14 protein-coding genes are annotated in these 18,349 nt (G+C 49.9%); 10 read left to right on the plus strand and 4 right to left on the minus strand.

The annotated features are described in order from the left end of the window. The first annotated feature begins 56 nt into the window (after positions 1 to 56). On the plus strand, positions 57 to 587 hold the full coding sequence (gmhB, locus tag O6P33_RS03180; RefSeq protein ID WP_269818804.1) for a D-glycero-beta-D-manno-heptose 1,7-bisphosphate 7-phosphatase: 531 nt from the start codon (positions 57 to 59) through the stop codon (positions 585 to 587). 11 nt (positions 588 to 598) lie between these two features. After that, a complete protein-coding gene (locus O6P33_RS03185; protein WP_269818805.1) occupies positions 599 to 1,375 on the plus strand; it encodes a lysophospholipid acyltransferase family protein in 777 nt (258 codons plus the stop codon). Positions 1,376 to 1,408: 33 nt separating this feature from the next. Here O6P33_RS03185 and O6P33_RS03190 read toward each other — a convergent pair whose 3' ends face one another. Together O6P33_RS03190 and O6P33_RS03195 are read right to left on the minus strand one after the other, a co-directional pair. After that, on the minus strand, positions 1,409 to 1,639 hold the full coding sequence (locus O6P33_RS03190) for a hexameric tyrosine-coordinated heme protein (protein ID WP_269818806.1): 231 nt from the start codon (positions 1,637 to 1,639) through the stop codon (positions 1,409 to 1,411). Between the two features lie 143 nt (positions 1,640 to 1,782). Beyond that, entirely contained in the window at positions 1,783 to 2,004 is a 222-nt protein-coding gene (locus tag O6P33_RS03195; RefSeq protein WP_269818807.1) for a penicillin-binding protein, read from the minus strand. Positions 2,005 to 2,247: 243 nt separating this feature from the next. On the opposite strand from O6P33_RS03195, the gene polA reads away from it, so the two are divergent. The 5 genes from polA (at position 2,248) to O6P33_RS03220 (ending at position 11,651) form a co-directional block, all read left to right on the plus strand. Next, complete coding sequence (polA, locus tag O6P33_RS03200) at positions 2,248 to 5,022, plus strand: DNA polymerase I (protein WP_269818808.1); 2,775 nt, start codon at positions 2,248 to 2,250, stop codon at positions 5,020 to 5,022. A gap of 334 nt (positions 5,023 to 5,356) precedes the next feature. Then, the gene (locus O6P33_RS03205) at positions 5,357 to 7,540 is read left to right on the plus strand and encodes a malate synthase G (protein WP_269818809.1); all 2,184 of its coding nucleotides are present in this window, start codon (positions 5,357 to 5,359) and stop codon (positions 7,538 to 7,540) included. 230 nt (positions 7,541 to 7,770) lie between these two features. Then, on the plus strand, positions 7,771 to 9,708 hold the full coding sequence (locus O6P33_RS03210) for a DUF294 nucleotidyltransferase-like domain-containing protein (protein ID WP_269818810.1): 1,938 nt from the start codon (positions 7,771 to 7,773) through the stop codon (positions 9,706 to 9,708). Continuing rightward, positions 9,705 to 10,403 (plus strand): PolC-type DNA polymerase III, encoded by a 699-nt coding sequence (locus O6P33_RS03215; protein WP_269818811.1) that lies wholly within the window; start codon positions 9,705 to 9,707, stop codon positions 10,401 to 10,403. The genes O6P33_RS03210 and O6P33_RS03215 overlap by 4 nt, the downstream gene beginning before the upstream one ends. A gap of 186 nt (positions 10,404 to 10,589) precedes the next feature. Beyond that, positions 10,590 to 11,651 carry an RNA-guided endonuclease InsQ/TnpB family protein gene (locus tag O6P33_RS03220; protein WP_269818812.1) on the plus strand — a complete coding sequence of 354 codons (1,062 nt, stop codon included), beginning with the start codon at positions 10,590 to 10,592 and terminating at the stop codon, positions 11,649 to 11,651. 13 nt (positions 11,652 to 11,664) lie between these two features. Here O6P33_RS03220 and gshA read toward each other — a convergent pair whose 3' ends face one another. After that, the gene (gshA, locus tag O6P33_RS03225; protein WP_269818813.1) at positions 11,665 to 13,236 is read right to left on the minus strand and encodes a glutamate--cysteine ligase; all 1,572 of its coding nucleotides are present in this window, start codon (positions 13,234 to 13,236) and stop codon (positions 11,665 to 11,667) included. A 121-nt stretch (positions 13,237 to 13,357) separates the two neighbouring features. After that, entirely contained in the window at positions 13,358 to 15,673 is a 2,316-nt protein-coding gene (locus tag O6P33_RS03230) for a Tex family protein (protein ID WP_269818814.1), read from the minus strand. A gap of 187 nt (positions 15,674 to 15,860) precedes the next feature. Between O6P33_RS03230 and ompR the strand changes: the two genes are divergently transcribed. The 3 genes from ompR to O6P33_RS03245 are packed head-to-tail and all read left to right on the plus strand — an operon-like array spanning position 15,861 to position 18,310. Then, positions 15,861 to 16,580 carry a two-component system response regulator OmpR gene (ompR, locus tag O6P33_RS03235; protein ID WP_269818815.1) on the plus strand — a complete coding sequence of 240 codons (720 nt, stop codon included), beginning with the start codon at positions 15,861 to 15,863 and terminating at the stop codon, positions 16,578 to 16,580. Then, positions 16,581 to 17,933 (plus strand): ATP-binding protein, encoded by a 1,353-nt coding sequence (locus O6P33_RS03240; RefSeq protein WP_269818816.1) that lies wholly within the window; start codon positions 16,581 to 16,583, stop codon positions 17,931 to 17,933. It begins immediately after the preceding gene. Continuing rightward, positions 17,930 to 18,310, plus strand: coding sequence for an RNA-binding S4 domain-containing protein (locus O6P33_RS03245; RefSeq protein WP_269818817.1), 381 nt, complete (start codon positions 17,930 to 17,932; stop codon positions 18,308 to 18,310). Before O6P33_RS03240 ends, O6P33_RS03245 begins: the two co-directional genes overlap by 4 nt. The last annotated feature ends 39 nt before the right edge of the window (positions 18,311 to 18,349 follow it).

An 18,349-nucleotide genomic window follows, 5' to 3' on the forward strand; every position in this document is an offset into this window, starting at 1 on the left:
AGCTTAGGTTATGCGGGCTTGAGAGCCATTGGGCCCGCAGTGTTTAAGGATAAAGCATGCAGTTAATAATTCTCGATCGTGATGGTGTGATTAATTACGATTCTGATGACTATATTAAAAGTGTTGATGAGTGGATTGCTTTGCCCGGTGCACTGGATGCCATTGCGCGCTTGAGCCGTGCTGGCTGGACTGTTGCGGTTGCGACCAATCAATCCGGTTTAGCTCGTGGTTATTACACGGTGCCGGTTTTAGAGTCCATGCATCAAGTGCTCCGTGATGCTGTACAGCAGCGGGGTGGGCATCTCGGTTTAATCACTTATTGCCCCCATGGTCCTGATGATCACTGCAGTTGCCGTAAGCCCTTGCCTGGATTACTTGAGCAGGTGGCGCAGCATTATCAAACCCCGCTCGATGGCGTGTGGTTTGTTGGCGACAGTTTACGTGACTTGCAAGCTGCGGTTGCCGTCAATGCCCAGCCAGTGTTGGTTTGCACTGGTAAAGGTGAGCTGACACGCGCGCAAGCTGTGCCCAGCAATACCCTAATCTTTGCTGACTTATCAGCTGTAGCGGATCAACTATTGAGTTAAAGGCATAAAATATGGGCGTTCTCTTCACTTTAAGAGTGATTGTTTTTTACACCTTATTGGGCTTAAGCGCACTTATTTGGTCTGTTGTGGGGTTGTTGGCGGCGCCTTTTCTTTCTTTTCCTGCCCGTTATCGCTTTATTAATGTGTACTGGTGCCGCTTTGCCGTACAGCTTGGCAAGTATCTGTTGGGCTTGCACTACCGAGTAGCCGGAGCAGAAAATATACCCAGTGAACGCTGTGTGATTTTGGCGAAGCATCAAAGCACTTGGGAAACATTTTTCTTGTCGGCTTACTTTCAGCCGTTGAGTCAAGTATTAAAAAAAGAGCTGCTACGCGTGCCGTTCTTTGGCTGGACCATGGCCTTGCTCAAGCCCATTGCTCTGGACCGTAGTAATCCTAAGCAAGCGTTGAAACAATTGGCGACTAAGGGCGCACAGCGTCTCGAGCAAGATTGTTGGGTGCTGATCTTTCCCGAGGGCACACGGGTTCCGGTTGGGCAAATCGGTAAGTTTTCCCGTGGTGGTGCAGCTTTAGCCGTGAATGCCAATTTACCTGTGCTGCCTATCGCGCATAATGCCGGGATGTTCTGGCCTAAAGAGGGCTGGGGGAAAAAGTCCGGTGTGATTGATGTCGTCATAGGTCCGACGATGTACGCTGAGGGCGAGGGCCCGCGAGCCATTGCCGAGCTTAATCAACGTGCCTTTGAGTGGGTTGCGCAAACTCAGTTTGAATTGGGTGCATTGGACGCGCAAGCTTGGCAAGAGATTAAAGCGCAAGCAGCTAAGTAAGCGCAAGGCTGCAACTTAGCTGCCAGCTCTACTTTAAGTACGCCAGTAATTATTGGCGGCAGCAACGGTTTGGAAGTTAATTGCGATGACTTGTGAGGCCGCGGTTAAACCATCAGCTGACTCAGCATAATCAGCGCGTAAGGCTTGCAAGGTTTGCATGTCCGGTTGGGTGTATTTCACTCCGCGGCGGCTCATGGCTATGGCCAGTTCAAAACCTTCTTGCGGGGTGGCAGTTGTGAGTGTGGGTAACCAAGTGTCAGTCATAGTTGTATCCTTCTTGTTGTCGTTAACAGCTGTGAGCACAGTTACTTTAGGCTGTGTAAAGCAGCGCTAAAAAGACTGTGCCAGAGCTGCTGTAGCGCGACAAATTTTTATTCGGAATACTTAACTTGGCTCAAGAATATTATCTAGTAGGATGAGTTTGGTGTGAGTTCAGGGTTGATCTCACCGTACACTTCCTCAGGGTCCACATCGTTGAGCAAGAGGATTTCTTTCACTGTTTCGATATGCTGCAAAACAACTTGATAATGATCACCGTACTCATACTTGGTGACTTCAATGGCGTTGGGCATATAGCTAAAGGCAATTTTTAATGCCTGTAGGGCATCGCTGTTAAGTTTGTCACTCATATAAAGCTCCATGGTGTACTGCTGCAGTAAACTTCCTGTTGTGTATCGGAATTACCGCGGCGAAGTGGTTTTGTCCTTCTGGATTGCTGGTCTTGTGCGCCGCAGAAGTCTGTTGCAGTGCTGCTCATGCTAACAAATATTCCGCATAGATAGCAGCTCTGTGCTGCTCTAGATTGGGCGCTACCAGCGTTTATCTGTATCCTGTTATCCATTCAGATTTTTAAGTAAAGGTTGATTACTCGCATGTCTCAGGCTCCTTTAGTTTTGGTTGATGGCTCATCGTATTTATATCGAGCATTTCACGCATTGCCACCTTTGATGACTTCCACGGGGATGCCCACTGGCGCGGTTAAAGGAGTGCTGAATATGCTGCGCAGTTTGCAAAAGCAGTACCCTGACAGTGTAGTTACGGTGATTTTTGATGCGAAGGGGCCGACTTTTCGTGATGAGTTATTCACCGAATATAAAGCCCAACGCCCACCCATGCCGGATGACTTGCGGGTGCAGATTGAGCCGCTGCATGAATGTGTAAAAGCCATGGGTTTTCCTTTTTTATGTGTTGAGGGCGTCGAAGCTGATGATGTGATTGGCACCTTAGCGCAAAGCAGTACCTTGGCTGAGCGGGCAGTGGTGATCTCCACCGGTGATAAAGATATGGCGCAGCTGGTCAACGGCCATGTCAGCTTGGTTAACACCATGTACAACACCAAACTCGACAGCGAAGGTGTAGTAGAAAAGTTTGGTATTGGCCCCGAGCTGATTATTGATTATTTAGCTTTGATGGGTGATAAATCCGACAATATTCCCGGTGTACCTGGCGTGGGTGAAAAAACCGCACTGGGCCTATTAGTTGGCCTGGGTGATATGGATGCGATTTATAACAATATCGAGCAAGTGGCCACCTTGCCTATTCGCGGCGCTAAAACCCTAGGTGCTAAATTACTTGAGCACCGCGAGATGGCCTATTTATCGCGTAAGCTCGCGACGATCAAAACGGATGTTGAGCTTGATCTCAATATTGATGAGCTACACATGCAGGCTCCACAAGACGATATTTTAATGGACTGGTACCAGCGCTTAGAGTTTAAAAGCTGGCAAGATGAAATTCGCCGCCGCACCGCGACATCAGGCAGTAAAAAGTCTGCAAGTGCTGGCGCTGATTTATTGACCAGTGCCCATGAGCAAGCAGAGGCTGCGGCTGAGCATAAAGCTGAGTTTCATACCATTTTGACTGAAGCAGATTTTGCTCACTGGCTGCAGCGTTTAACCGCCGCGCAACTCTTTGCTTTTGATACGGAAACCACCAGTATTGATGCACAACAAGCGCAACTGGTGGGGATCTCTTTTGCTGTTGCTGAGGGGGAAGGGGCTTATGTGCCTTTAGCCCATAGTTATATGGGAGTGCCGCAGCAGTTGGATGAAAAAACAGTTTTGGATGCGTTGCGGCCCTTGTTAGAAGATCCGCAAGTGCTGAAGGTTTGCCAAAACGGTAAATACGATATCAATGTTTTAGCCCGTTATGGCATTGTTGTGCAGGGTGTGCAGTTTGACACCATGTTGGAGTCTTATGTGCTCAACTCCACCGCCACACGGCATGATATGGATAGCTTGGCTACTCGTTACTTAGAGCGCAGCACCATTGCTTTTGAAGATGTCGCAGGTAAAGGCGCAAAGCAGCTAACCTTTGATCAAATTGATTTGGCTGTGGCCGGGCCTTATGCCGCAGAAGATGCAGAAATCACCTTGTGTCTGCACAATCGTTTGCTTAAAGAGTTGCAGCAGGTACCGCCGCTGTTGGAGGTGCTTAACACCATTGAGATGCCATTGATGCCGGTCTTAGCACGCATTGAGCGCTACGGCGCCTTGGTGGATGCACATTTGCTCGGTCAGCACAGTTTGGAGTTGACCGAGAAACTCACAGAGCTGGAACGCCAGACGTTTGCCATTGCCGGTGAGGAGTTTAACCTGGCTTCGCCTAAGCAGCTGGGCGTTATTTTATATGAAAAGCTGGGTTTGCCGGTTTTAGCGAAAACTGCTAAAGGTCAGCCCAGCACAGCGGAAGCAGTATTATCTGAGTTGGCAGAGCAGGGTCATGAGTTGCCAGTGCTGCTGATGGAGTACCGCAGTTTAAGTAAGCTGAAAAGCACCTATACGGACCGTTTGCCAGAGCAAATTAATCCGCTGACCGGTCGTATTCACACCAGTTACCATCAGGCAGTTACTGCCACTGGGCGCTTATCTTCAAGCAATCCAAACTTACAGAATATTCCCATTCGTACGGCTGAAGGACGCCGTATTCGCCAAGCTTTTGTGGCACCCAAAGGTTATAAGCTATTAGCCGCGGACTACTCGCAAATTGAGTTGCGGATTATGGCGCATTTAGCCCAAGATCCGGGCTTGCTGGATGCCTTCCGGCATGACCGTGATGTGCATAAAGCCACTGCAGCAGAAGTGTTTGGGGTGGAGCTGGATGCGGTCAGCAGTGATCAGCGGCGCAATGCTAAAGCCATTAACTTTGGTTTGATTTATGGCATGAGTGCCCACGGCTTAGCTAAGCAGATTGGTTGCGAGCGGAGCGAGGCGCAAATGTATATGGATCGCTACTTTACTCGCTACCCAGGTGTACAAGATTATATGGAGCGCACCCGTGAGCAGGCGCGCGAGCAAGGCTATGTGGAAACTCTGTTTGGTCGGCGCTTGTATTTACCAGAGATTAAAGCGAAAAACGCCAATATCCGTAAGGCTGCTGAGCGCACCGCGATTAACGCTCCGATGCAGGGCAGCGCGGCTGACATCATTAAGCGTGCGATGATTACTGTGGACCACTGGCTGGCTGAGTCTAAGCTGGATGCCCGGGTTATCTTGCAGGTGCATGATGAGCTGGTCGTAGAAGTGCGTGAAGATCAAGTAGAGGCGTTGCGTGCGGGTTTATTGCCGTTAATGAGTGCTGGCGCTGATTTAGATGTGCCTTTAATTGTTGAGGCCGGTGTGGGTGATAACTGGGATCAGGCGCATTAAAAAATATTTACTGCGCGCTTGGAACTATTCAGCAGTTTTGCCACTCAGAGTATATGAATGGCAAAGGAAGCCGTTATTGACACTCCTTGATGTGTTTTATGTTGGCAGATATCCGGGCTACCCCTAGCAGTCTGGACTTATACTCCGAACCTCTCTCCCCCCGTGAGGTTCGGAGTTTTTTTTGCCTGAAATTTGCCGCCAGCACTCGATAAAAGTCACTATGCACATTTCCCTCTGCTTTTTTTAAAATATTCCTGTAGTATTTATCTGTATGCACTACATGGCCAAATGGCCACTATAATTTGAGGCTTTTCCCAAGCAGAGTGAGGCAAAAATGACTGATCGCGTTCAAGTCGGTGGCTTGCAAGTCGCCAAGGTTTTATACGACTTCGTTAACACCCAAGCTATTCCTGGTACTGGACTGACTGTAGAGCAGTTCTGGGACGGCGCAACTAAGGTGTTAAAAGATCTTGCACCGAAAAATCGTGCCCTGCTAGAAAAACGTGATGCCTTACAAGCACAAATTGATGAGTGGCACCTTGCACGTAAGGGCCAAGCTCATGACGCAGTTGCCTATAAAGCATTTCTGCAAGAGATTGGATACTTGCTGCCAGAAGCAGCAGACTTTCAAGCCAGCACAAAAAATGTTGACGACGAAATTGCTCGTATGGCAGGTCCACAATTAGTGGTACCTGTAACCAACGCACGTTTTGCCCTTAACGCTGCTAACGCGCGTTGGGGTTCTTTGTATGACGCTTTGTACGGCACTGATGTGATCAGTGAAGAAGGCGGCGCAGAGAAAGGCAAGGCATATAACAAAGTACGTGGCGATAAAGTAATCGCTTATGCGCGTGCTTTCTTAGACACTGCAGCACCTTTGGCGGCGGGTTCACACGCTGAAGCAACTGGTTACCGTATTGATCAAGGTAAATTGCTGGTGAGCCTAAAAGGCGGCAGCAACACAGGTTTACGTGATGACGCGCAACTGGTGGGTTACCAAGGTGATGCAGCAACACCAAGTGTTATTTTACTGAAAAATAACGGCTTACACTTTGAAATTCAAATTGATCCAAACAGCGCAATCGGTGCAACTGATGCTGCTGGCGTTAAAGATGTCTTAGTTGAAGCAGCGATCACTACCATTATGGACTGTGAAGACTCCATTGCTGCGGTTGATGCTGAAGATAAAACTTTGGTGTACAGCAACTGGTTAGGTCTGATGAAAGGCGACCTATCTGAAAGCGTCACCAAAGGTGATAAAACCTTTACTCGTACTATGAATCCAGACCGCGAATACACTGCGCTGGACGGCAGCACCTTGACTTTACCAGGTCGCTCCATGTTGTTTGTGCGTAACGTTGGTCACTTGATGACTAACCCAGCAATCTTGGATGAGCAAGGCAATGAAATGCCAGAAGGCATTATGGATGCGCTGTTCACTAGCTTGATTGCTATTCATGATCTTAAAGGCAATACCACACGTAAAAACAGCCGCACTGGCAGCATGTATATCGTTAAGCCGAAAATGCATGGTCCAGAAGAAGCAGAGTTTGCTGATGAGCTGTTCGCGCGCACTGAAGATGCGTTGGGTCTAGAGCGCAATACCCTGAAAATGGGCATCATGGATGAAGAGCGTCGCACTACCGTGAACTTGAAAGCTTGTATCGCTGCAGCGAAAGAGCGTGTGGTGTTTATTAACACAGGTTTCCTTGACCGCACCGGTGATGAAATTCACACCTCCATGGAAGCAGGTCCAGTGGTTCGCAAAGCAGCCATGCGTGGCGAAAAGTGGATTGCTGCCTACGAAGATTGGAACGTGGATACCGGGCTGGCAACAGGTCTGTCAGGTGTTGCGCAAATTGGTAAGGGTATGTGGGCGATGCCTGACCTTATGGCTGACATGGTTAAGCAAAAAATTGCTCACCCCAAATCCGGTGCTAACACCGCTTGGGTACCATCACCAACTGCAGCCACCTTACACGCACTGCACTACCATGAAGTTGATGTGTTTGCCTGCCAAGAAGAGTTGAAAAAGCGTAAGTTTGCTTCTTTAGACGATATCCTGACCATTCCTTTAGCGCCAAACACTGATTGGACGCCTGAAGAAATTCAGAACGAGTTGGATAACAACTCACAAGGTATCCTTGGCTATGTTGTACGCTGGGTCGAGCAGAGCGTTGGTTGCTCTAAAGTACCTGACATCAACGATGTTGGCTTAATGGAAGACCGTGCAACACTGCGTATTTCTAGCCAACATATGGCCAACTGGTTGCGCCACGGCATTGTGACCGAGGAGCAAATCGTTGAAACCATGCAGCGCATGGCAGAAGTGGTTGACCGTCAGAACGCAGGTGACCCGCTGTACCGTAACATGGCACCAAACTTTGACGAGAGCATTGCTTTCCAAGCGTCATTGGAATTAGTACTGCAAGGCCGTGAGCAGCCGAATGGCTACACTGAGCCGGTACTGCACCGCCGTCGTCGCGAGTTTAAAGCCAAGCATGGCTGCAACTTGTAAGAGTATTGTGCTGTACACAAAAAACCGCCTTAGGGCGGTTTTTTGTTGGCTGCGCTTTAGTGTTAAAGGCTGTTAAATTGTGGCTAAGCCTGTAAAAATAGCCACCTATAAATAATAATAATACGCCGTAAAGTTTTGCTTGATAGACCGCCAAGGCTTTCAAACTTACGTCCAATAGGATGCATAAATCAAAAACTTTAGCATGGCTTAACTTATAAGGAGTGCAGGTCATGAGCAGGAGTGAAGCCTTTGCAAAAACAGGGCGTACAGCGGTGCAACAAAACATCCAAGGCACGCTGGAGTTTCTGCAAAAATATCCACCTTTCAATCAGATGGATCTTGTCCATCTCAGTTTCTTAGTCGAAAACTGCCAGCTACGTTTTTACTCTGCAGGAGAGCAAATCATCAGCCCTGAAGACGGGCCAGTTGAGTTTTTCTACATTGTTAAGCAGGGTCTTATTGTCGGTGAGCGTCGTCAAGGCCAAGACAGCAGTAAAGAAACTACTTTTGAAATTACCACCGGTGAATGTTTTCCCATTGCCGCACTGTTAGGCGAGCGGGCGACGCGTACCTCCCATATTGCCGCGGAAGATACCTTTTGTTTGCTGCTGGATAAAGCTGCGTTTATTAAATTATTTTCCAAGTGCCATGCTTTTCGGGATTTCTCTGTGCGTGGCATCAGCAGTTTGCTCGAGCATGCTAATCAGCAAGTACAAAACCGTGCTGCGGAAACCTTAGGCTCGCAGTTTTCCTTGGAAACCACTCTGGCTGAGTTATCGATGCGTCAGCCGGTCACCTGCCAAGGGCATTTAGCATTAAATAAAGCTGTGCAACTGATGCATGAACAGCAAGTTGGCAGCTTGGTAATAGCCGATGAGATGCAGCGGCCGCAAGGGATTTTTACCCTGCGAGATTTACGTCGAGTGATCGCCGATGCCAATGCAGATTTACGCCAACCGATCAGCGAGGTGATGACGCTCAATCCGTTTCACTTGCCGCCTACAGCCTCAGCCTTTGATGCAGCACTGGCGATGACTGAGCGCCATATAGCCCATGTTTGTTTGGTCACGGATGGGCGTTTAGTTGGGGTTATTTCCGAGCGGGATTTATTTTCGCTGCAGCGCATTGATTTGGTGCATTTGGCCCGCGCAGTACGCAATGCCAGCTCCATTAAGAAACTCATTCAGTTGCGCGGTGAAATACGTTCATTGGTTGACCGTATGATTGCCCATGGCGCCAGCCCTGAGCAGGTTACCCGCTTAATTACCTTGCTCAATGATCACACTGTGTCACGGGTAATTGAGCTGTGTATCGAGCGCCTAGGGGATCCAGGGGTTGAGTTTACTTGGTTGGTATTTGGCAGCGAAGGACGTAAAGAGCAAACCCTGCACACTGACCAAGATAACGGTATTTTATTTGAAGCCAGCAGCCAAGAAGAGGCCAATGCTATTCGGCAAAAACTATTGCCGTTGGCGCGGGAAATTAACTTAGCCTTAGATGACTGCGGCTTTACTTTATGCCAAGGCAATATTATGGCAGGCAATGCTGAGCTGTGTTTATCGCGCTCAGAGTGGTCCCGACGTTTCAGTAAAATTATCCGTGAAGCCACGCCAGAAAACTTACTGTACTCAACGATATTTTTTGATTTGCGTGCCATTTGGGGGCCGGTCGAAGGCTGCCGGGCTTTGCGCAGTGAGTTGCTGTCGATGATTCGTGGCAATGATATGTTTCTGCGCATGCTGGCGCAAAGTGCCTTGCAGCATAAGCCCCCGCTGGGTGGTTTGTTCCGCAATTTTGCGCTGGATAAGAAAGGACTTGAAAAAGACACCTTGGACCTGAAAATCAAAGGCTTAACTCCGTTTGTGGATGGTGCACGGGTATTGGCTTTGGCCCATGGAATTGAAAGCAGTAACACCTTAGAGCGGATTCGTCAGCTGGTCAGTAAGGGCGTGATTGAGCGTTTAGATGGCGATGCTTATGCTGAGGCTTATCATTTTATTCAACTGATTCGTATGCAGCAGCATCAGCAGCAGGCGCGCAGTGATTTGGCTTACAGTAACCGTATTTATCCAGATGAATTAAACCACTTGGACCGCCGAATTTTACGTGAGTCATTCCGCCAGGCTCAGCGTTTGCAGGCGAGTTTGACCTTTCGGTATCAGCTGTGAAGATTTTCAAATGGTTTCGTAAAGGGCCTGAATTAAGGGCGAAGGATGCACTGCGCTTAGGGGCTTTAGCGGCGCCGGTGGTGAGTGAGCTACCGCTACACAAGCAGCGTTTTGTTGTGGTTGATTTAGAAACCAGTGGCCTCAACACCCTTAAAGATAAGATCCTTTCCATTGGCGCGGTAACCATTGAGGACTCCGCCATTGCTTTAGGTCATCAGTTTAGCTGTACTTTGCGCCGGCAAAATTTGACAGTCAGTGAAAGTGTGCTTATTCACCAGATTCCACCCAGCGAGGTGGCTGCAGGTATACGCCCAGAAAAAGCGCTGCTGAGCTTTATGGAGTATGTGGGCAGCAGTCCGTTATTGGCTTTTCATGCCAGCTTTGATCAGCGTATGTTGGTACGGGAAATGGAGGATGCGTTTGCCTATCAGCTGCGTCACCCGTTTTACGATGTGGCAGAAATCGCGCCGCTGCTTTACCCTGAGCATAATATGCGCAATCCAGGTTTAGATGATTGGGTTGATTTTTTTGGCTTGCAGGTATTGCAGCGCCACAATGCTAGCGCTGACGCTATGGTTACTGCAGAGTTGATGCTGATTTTACTTAAGCGTGCTGAGCAGCAAGGGATTGAAGATTTAGCCACCTTAGATATTAGTTTGCAGAACTGGCGCCGACGCCAACAGAGTGGCCTTTAGCGCCAGAGCCGCTTGGGCAGTAGCGCTGCAAACCCCGAGTGGGCCTGCAGCGAGCTGTTTGCTTACCAAAATCGCGGAAAGCCTCGTACTTTGAGTGCGAGGATGGATAGCGAGGGCGGCGTAAGCAGCCCCTAATAGGTTGTTCAAGTCTTTGCAATATAGGTTGGTACTGGCATTATATACAGCATGATAAAGCACACCAAAACATTAAAAGTTCGCATTCGAGATAAGCACCGACCACTGCTAAACAGCATGGCTCGAAGTGTCAATTTCGTCTGGAACTTTGTCAATGAATTAAGCCAGCGCTCGATTAAAGAGCGTGGTGTGTTTTTGTCTGCCTATGATGTTCAGAAATATACCAATGGCGCAGGTAAGGACTTAGGGCTACACAGCCAAACAGTGCAGCGTATTGCAGCTGAGTATGTCACGCGCCGCAAACAGTTTAATAAGGCGCGGTTGAATTGGCGCAAATCGGGTGGTGTCAGGCGTTCGCTTGGCTGGATTCCCGTTAATACGGCTGCGGCACAGTGGAAAAATGGTCAGGTCTACCACAACGGCCACTACTTCAACGTGTGGGACAGTTTTGGCTTGAGCCAATATAGGTTTCGCTCTGCCAGCTTCAATGAAGATGCCCGTGGCCGCTGGTACTTCAATGTGGTGGTGGATGTAGAAGCCGAGATATCAGCAGGACAAGACCGTATCGGTATTGATCTTGGCTTAACCGACACCGCCACCTGCTCGGACGGCACAAAGCTGGAGGCGGGTCGCTTCTATCGGGGTCTTGAGGAAAAATTAGCCATAGCACAACGGGCTAGAAATAAAACCCAAGTCAAAACCATTCACGCCAAGATTGCTAACCGTAGAAAAGATACGCTGCACAAGTTCAGTCGCACGTTGGTCAACCGCTGCGGTGAAATCTATGTGGGCAATGTCAGTAGTTTAAAACTCGTTAAAGCCAAGATGGCCAAGTCAGTGTTGGACGCTGGCTGGGGTCAATTAAAAACAATGTTGGACTATAAGTGCGCTCACGCAGGCATTGTTTTTAAGGAAGTGAACGAGGCATACACCACCCAAACCTGTAGCTGTTGTGGCGCACTGCCCGATAGCAGGCCGAAAGGTATCGCAGGACTTGGAATAAGAGAATGGACGTGTGAGTGCGGTGTCACTCACGACCGCGATGTAAACGCGGCACGTAACATTCTCGCGGTCGGGCATGGCCGTCTAGCAGTAGGAATCCCCCTGCTTTAGCTGGGGGAGGATGTCAATTAACACCTGCTAAGAAATCATCCATAAACTCATCAAAGCTGCATTGTGGTTGTTGTTCGATCTGTTCTTGCGCATGCAGTGACTGCTTCGCCAGCTCTTGGTAATGCGCCACTTTGCTACTCTCCAGAGCCGGCGTTTTTAGCGCTTGCGCATGTTGTAGGCTCTGCTTCAAGGCAAACTGACTGAAACTGCATTGTTGTTCACGCATGCTGGCTAACACTTGCGCTGAAGGCGTGAGATCAGGGTTGTTAAGCTTCTCTACCTGCAGTTGCAAAGCTTCGCTGTGCTCAGTTGTGGCATAGCTGTTATCCAGCAGTTGTGCACAGGCTTGCATTTGCTCCACCAGCTCCAGGCCCCATTCACGCATGGAAACCTGCTCGCCTAGACGGTCCAACTGTAAGTTGGGCTTACGGCCTTGGCTGACGACGCTTAAAAAGTTTGCAGTAGCCGCTGGGCACTCAGTGTCGCTCAGGAGTGGGCTGTCTTGCAGGGCACAGAACAACAAGAATGTATCGAGAAAACGCGCTTGCGGTAAATCAATACCGAGCGGTAAGAAAGGGTTGATATCGATACAGCGTGCTTCCACATACTGAATGCCACGGGCAGTTAATGCATCGACCGGATGTTCACCCTCTAGAGTGATGCGTTTGGGGCGCATGGTTGAGTAATACTCATTTTCGATCTGCAAAATATTGGTATTAATTTGCAACCATTCGCCATCTTTTTTGCTGCCAATCTCTTGGTAGGGTGGGTAAGGGGTGCTTACCGCGCAACGCAGGCTGTCGGTGTAACTGCTGAGTTCGTTGTAGCAAGGGGTAAGGCCTGCTTGAGCTTTGCTTTGGTAGCCTAGGTCGCTCATGCGCAAACTGGTGGCGTACGGCAGGTATAGGGTGTCTTCGTCAAAGACTTCCAATTGATGCTCGCGACCGCGCAAAAAACTGATATCAATGGCCGGTGATGCGCCAAATAAGTACATCAGTAGCCAACTGTAACGGCGGAAGTTGCGAATTAGGGCGATGTAGCGCGCAGACTGGTAATCAATGGCTGAGCGTTGGTCATTTTCAGCGTCTTTGAGGACTGTCCAAATAGCATCAGGAATAGAAAAGTTGTAATGAATGCCAGCAATGCACTGCATGGTCTTACCGTAGCGTACGGCTAAACCTTTGCGGTAGACATGCTTGAGCAGGCCGACGTTAGAAGTGCCGTATTCGCCAATGGGGATCAGCTCTTCTTTGGGCAGGTGCCCGGGCATTGAAGGGCTCCAAAGCACTTCCTGGTCAAGATTGGCAACGGTAAAACGGTGGATGTCGTCCAGTTCAGCTAAGGTTTGCGCTGAGTCTGGGTGCGGCTCAGTAATAAACTCTAATAAAGCTTCTGAGTAGTCAGTGGTGATGCTGCCGTGGGTGAGGGCAGAGCCAAGTGCTGCAGGGTGCGGTGTTAACGCTAAGCGACCATTGCGCTCCACACGTAAACTTTCACGCTCAATGCCATGCAGGCAGTGCTTGAGCTGGGCTAAAGCTTCGGGCTGGCTGAGCAGCGCCAGACGACGAGAATATGTATCGCTCAAGGGTATTTCCTCAATAGTGCATCATGCCAATATGGGGGTGGTAATGGCCGAGTGCAAGGGCGCACACCAACTTTTAATCGGTGTGCGCCATATATGGGTGAAAATGGGGGCTAGACTTTGGCTACTTTTTCTTCAGTTGTCGAGCATTGGCAAACAAAGCAGCCATTGCACCATTGTTGGGTGCGGGCTTGTCTTGCTGAGTATGGCGCTCGCTGCGTGCTGTGTTGCGAGCTTTAGGCTCACGAGCTGCAGGCTGGGGCTTCTCGCCAGGGGTGTCGCTCATGCGCATGGATAAAGCAATGCGCGCCCTCGGGATATCCACATCCATGACTTTAACTTTGACGATATCGCCTGCTTTAACCACTTGGTAAGGGTCTTTAACAAAGCTTTCTGACAACGCTGAAATGTGCACTAAACCATCTTGATGCACACCAATGTCGACAAAAGCACCGAAATTGGTGACGTTAGTGATCACCCCTTCCAAAATCATGCCCAGTTTTAAGTCCTTTAAGCTTTCTACGCCGTCTTGGAATTCTGCTGTTTTAAACTCAGGGCGGGGGTCGCGCGCCGGCTTATCCAGTTCTTGCAAAATATCCGTTACTGTCGGCAGGCCGTAGGTTTCATCGGTAAATTGCTGGGGATCCAGTTGCTGTAAAAATGCTGAGTCACCAATTAACGAACGAATATCGCGCTGGGTATCTTGGGCAATGCGGGTAACTAAGGGGTAGGTTTCTGGGTGCACAGCAGAGGCATCCAAAGGGTTCTTGCCGTTCATCACCCGTAAGAAACCCGCAGACAGCTCAAAGGTTTTCTCACCTAAGCGCGGCACTTTTTTCAATGCAGTGCGGCTGCTAAAGGCACCGTGCTCATCGCGAAAGGCCACAATATTTTTCGCCAGGGTAGCGTTGAGGCCAGAGATGCGTGTCAGTAGCGCAGACGAGGCGGTATTCACATCAACCCCAACAGCGTTTACACAGTCTTCTACCACGGCGTCCAATGAGCGCGCCAGTTGTGCTTGTGAGACATCATGCTGGTATTGGCCCACCCCAATGGCTTTAGGATCGATTTTCACCAGTTCCGCCAGTGGATCTTGCAAGCGGCGGGCAATGGACACAGCGCCACGCAAGGAAACATCTAAGTCCGGAAACTCCAAGGCAGCCAGTTCTGAAGCTGAATACACTGAGGCACCGGCTTCACTGACCATCACCTTGCTCATGCGCAGCTCAGGGAGCAACTTAACCAACTCAATGGCGAGACGGTCAGATTCGCGACTACCCGTACCATTACCAATGGCAATTAATTGTACTTGATGCTTTTTGCACAGCTGCGCCAAAGTAGCGAGAGTGGCATCCCATTTGTTGTGCGGCACATGGGGGTAAACTGTGGCGGTGTCCAGCACCTTACCAGTGGCATCCACCACGGCAATTTTGCAGCCGGTACGCAAGCCTGGGTCAATCCCTAATGTGCAGCGGGGACCAGCTGGCGCGGCTAATAACAAGTCATGCAGGTTTCGCGCGAACACATTAATGGCTTCAGTTTCTGCTTGCTCACGTAGCTGGCCAAATAAGTCGGTTTCTAAGTGACTTGAGAGTTTAACTCGCCAAGTCCAGCGCACCACTTCTGCTAGCCAAGCATCGGCCGGGCGCTCTTGGTTTTTAATCGCGAAATGCTCAGCAATCACCACTTCACAGGGGTGCATGCTACCAGGGCTGTCATCGCCTAAACTTAAACTGGCAGTTAAAAAACCCTCGTTGCGGCCACGGAAGATAGCCAGCGCACGGTGTGAAGGGACTCGTTTAAAAGGTTCATCATGTTCAAAATAGTCGCTGAATTTAGCGCCATCTTGCTCTTTACCTGTAACCACTCGAGCGCGTAATAAGGCATCTTGCTGCAACATATTGCGCAAACGCTGTAAAAGCTCGGCATCCTCGGCAAAACGCTCCATAAGAATGTACTTAGCGCCTTCTAGAACCGCTTTTTCATCAGCAAAATTGTGCTCAGCATCAATAAAACGCGCGGCTTCCACCTGCGGGTTGTGGTTGGGATCGTTAAACAATAAGTCTGCTAGCTCGCCTAGGCCTGCTTCTAAAGCAATTTGCCCTTTGGTGCGGCGTTTCTTTTTATAGGGCAGGTATAAGTCTTCTAGACGGGTTTTGGTGTCAGCCAGTGCAATAGCCTGTTGCAGCTCTGCGGTTAGCTTGCCTTGCTCATCGATGGAGGCAAGGATTGACGCGCGGCGCTCATCCAGTTCGCGCAAGTAACGTAAACGCTCTTCCAAGTTACGCAGTTGCGTGTCGTCTAAGCTACCAGTGATTTCTTTGCGGTAACGGGCGATAAAAGGCACTGTGGCACCTTCATCGAGCAGGGCAATAGTGGCGGTCACTTGTTGTGGGCGCACGCCCAATTCTGTGGCGATACGAGAACTTATGCTATCCATCAGGCACCTAAGTCAGTCAAAGAAGCAGGATGAACCTGCGCTGAACAGCTAATTATAGGGGAAAACCCACAGCAAACCAGCACCGCTCAGCATAAGAAAGATTTGCTAACAATGCGCAGTACGCATGTTGATGGTGATTGCGGCATACTAGCCTGCATATATATCAACTCCACAAGGTAGGGGCAGCATGAGTGTATCTGAAGGTGAAAAAATCCTTATTGTTGATGACGATGAACGTTTGCGCCGCTTACTTGAACGCTTTTTAACTGAGCAGGGCTTTCGTGTGCGCGGGGTGGAAAATACCGAGCAAATGGATCGTATGCTGGCCCGCGAGCTGTTTAATTTAGTGGTGCTGGACTTAATGATGCCCGGTGAAGATGGCTTAGCTGCATGTCAGCGTTTACGCGAGGGTAATAATCAAATCCCGATCATTATGCTGACCGCTAAAGGTGATGAGGCCAGTCGTATTCAAGGCTTAGAGTTGGGTGCCGACGACTATTTGGCTAAACCATTTAACCCCCGTGAGCTGTTAGCGCGGATTAAAGCTGTATTGCGCCGCCAAGCCACTAGCGTACCCGGCGCCCCGGGCAGTGCTGAGGCCAGCGTAACTTTTGGTGATTACAGCCTCTCCTTGGCCACCCGTGAATTGCGTAAGGGCGATCACGTGCACATGCTCACTACCGGTGAGTTTGCCGTATTAAAAGCGTTGGTTGAGCATGCTCGCGAACCCTTAACCCGCGATAAGTTGATGAACTTAGCCCGCGGCCGTGAGTGGGATGCCTTAGAGCGTTCCATTGATGTGCAAGTATCGCGTTTGCGTCGCATGATTGAACCTGACCCAGCCAAGCCGCGCTATATCCAAACTGTTTGGGGTGTGGGTTATGTGTTTGTGCCCGATGGTCAATAAATGAAGACCTCTTGGTTCTATCCACAAAGCTTTTTTGCCCGCACGCTGTGGATGGTCTTGCTGGCGGTGTTATTTTCTAAAGCATTGACTCTGATTTACTTAATGCTCAATGAAGATGTTTTGGTTGACCGCCAATACAGTCATGGCGCTGCGTTAACCTTACGAGCCTACTGGGCATCGCCAGAAAGCGAGCGGCCGATTATTGCCAAGGCTGCTGGCTTGCAGCTGGTGCATGAGCATGAGGTGCCGATGGGTGAGACGCACTGGCCCTACAGTGATATTTTTTCTGAACAAATGCGCGCTGAGCTAGGGGCCGATACGCGGGTGCAGATTCGTGCGCAAACGCCACCTTCATTATGGGTGCATGCGCCAAGTCTGGGCCCAGATTGGATTCGTGTACCTTTATACCCGCACCCATTGCGTGGACAGCGGGTGTGGAATCTTGTGGCTTGGTTTTTAGGCATCGGTCTATTATCAACCGCGGCCGCATGGATCTTTGTCAGTCAGCTCAGTGCACCTTTGAAGCGATTAGTGGTGGCCGCGCGTTTGTTTGGCCAAGGCCGCAGTGTGCGCTTGCCTGTTGATGTGGACACTGCCAGTGAAATGGCTGAAGTGTATCGCGCCTTTAATCAGATGACGGATGACATTGAGCAGGCTGGCCGTGAGCGTGAACTGATGCTGGCTGGGGTTTCCCATGATTTACGCACACCATTAACACGTCTACGGCTGTCGTTGGAGTTGCTCGACAGTGATCAAGAGCTGACTGCTGACATGGTGCGTGACATTGAGGATATGGATGCGATTTTAGATCAGTTCTTAGCGTTTATTCGTGACGGCCGTGATGAGCCGTTGGAAGTCTGTGACTTACAAGAGTTGATTAATGCTGTGGTGGCTCCATATATCCAGCAAGGGCATGATATTCGCCTCTGTTTAGAGAACACTCCTTCCTTACTGCTGCGGCGCGTCTCGATGAAGCGCATGCTGGTTAATCTTATAGAGAACGCACTGCGTTACGGCGGTGGAGGTGTTGAGGTGGCGGCTTGCGTAGTGCAGGAGGCAGGGCTGTCCTCTGTAGCCATTAGTGTTCTTGATCGCGGTGAGGGGCTGGATCCAAAAGATCTACAGCGGATTTTTAACCCATTTATTCGCGGTGACCAAGCGCGTGGTGGGCAGGGCGCAGGTTTAGGTTTAGCCATTGTGCAGCGTATTGCTGCGCAGCATGGTGGTAGTGTCAAACTGCTTAACCGTGCCGGTGGTGGCCTAGAGGCAACCGTATGTTTGCCCATCGCTGCACCTGAGCAGCCCGTACAAGTCAGAGTTGCTCCACATAACAAAGGTAAAAGTAAGCGATGACGCAAGATAAGGTTCGTTTGGATAAATGGCTATGGGCCGCACGCTTTTTTAAAACCCGTGCCTTGGCTAAAGAAGCCATTGCCGGTGGCAAAGTGCATTGCCGTGGTGAGCGCTGTAAGCCGTCGAAAGAGCCGCGAGTGGGTGATGAGTTACTGATTCGCTTGGGCTATGACGAACGCACTGTGGTGGTTGAGCAGTTGAGCGCGGTGCGCCGAGGTGCGCCGCAAGCGCAGTTGTTATACCGCGAGACTGAAGAAAGTATTGCCGCACGGGAAAATGCTGCGGCCTTGCGCAAAGCCGGTGCTTTAGGAGTGCAAACGGAAGGCCGGCCGACGAAAAAACAGCGCCGCCAGATTCATCGCTTTCGTGAACAATAGACTTTTCTAGTTGCCGTAATAGAAGAACTTAGTGAGTTA

Origin of the sequence: Denitrificimonas caeni, assembly GCF_027498055.1 — a bacterium.
GTDB lineage: Bacteria > Pseudomonadota > Gammaproteobacteria > Pseudomonadales > Pseudomonadaceae > Denitrificimonas.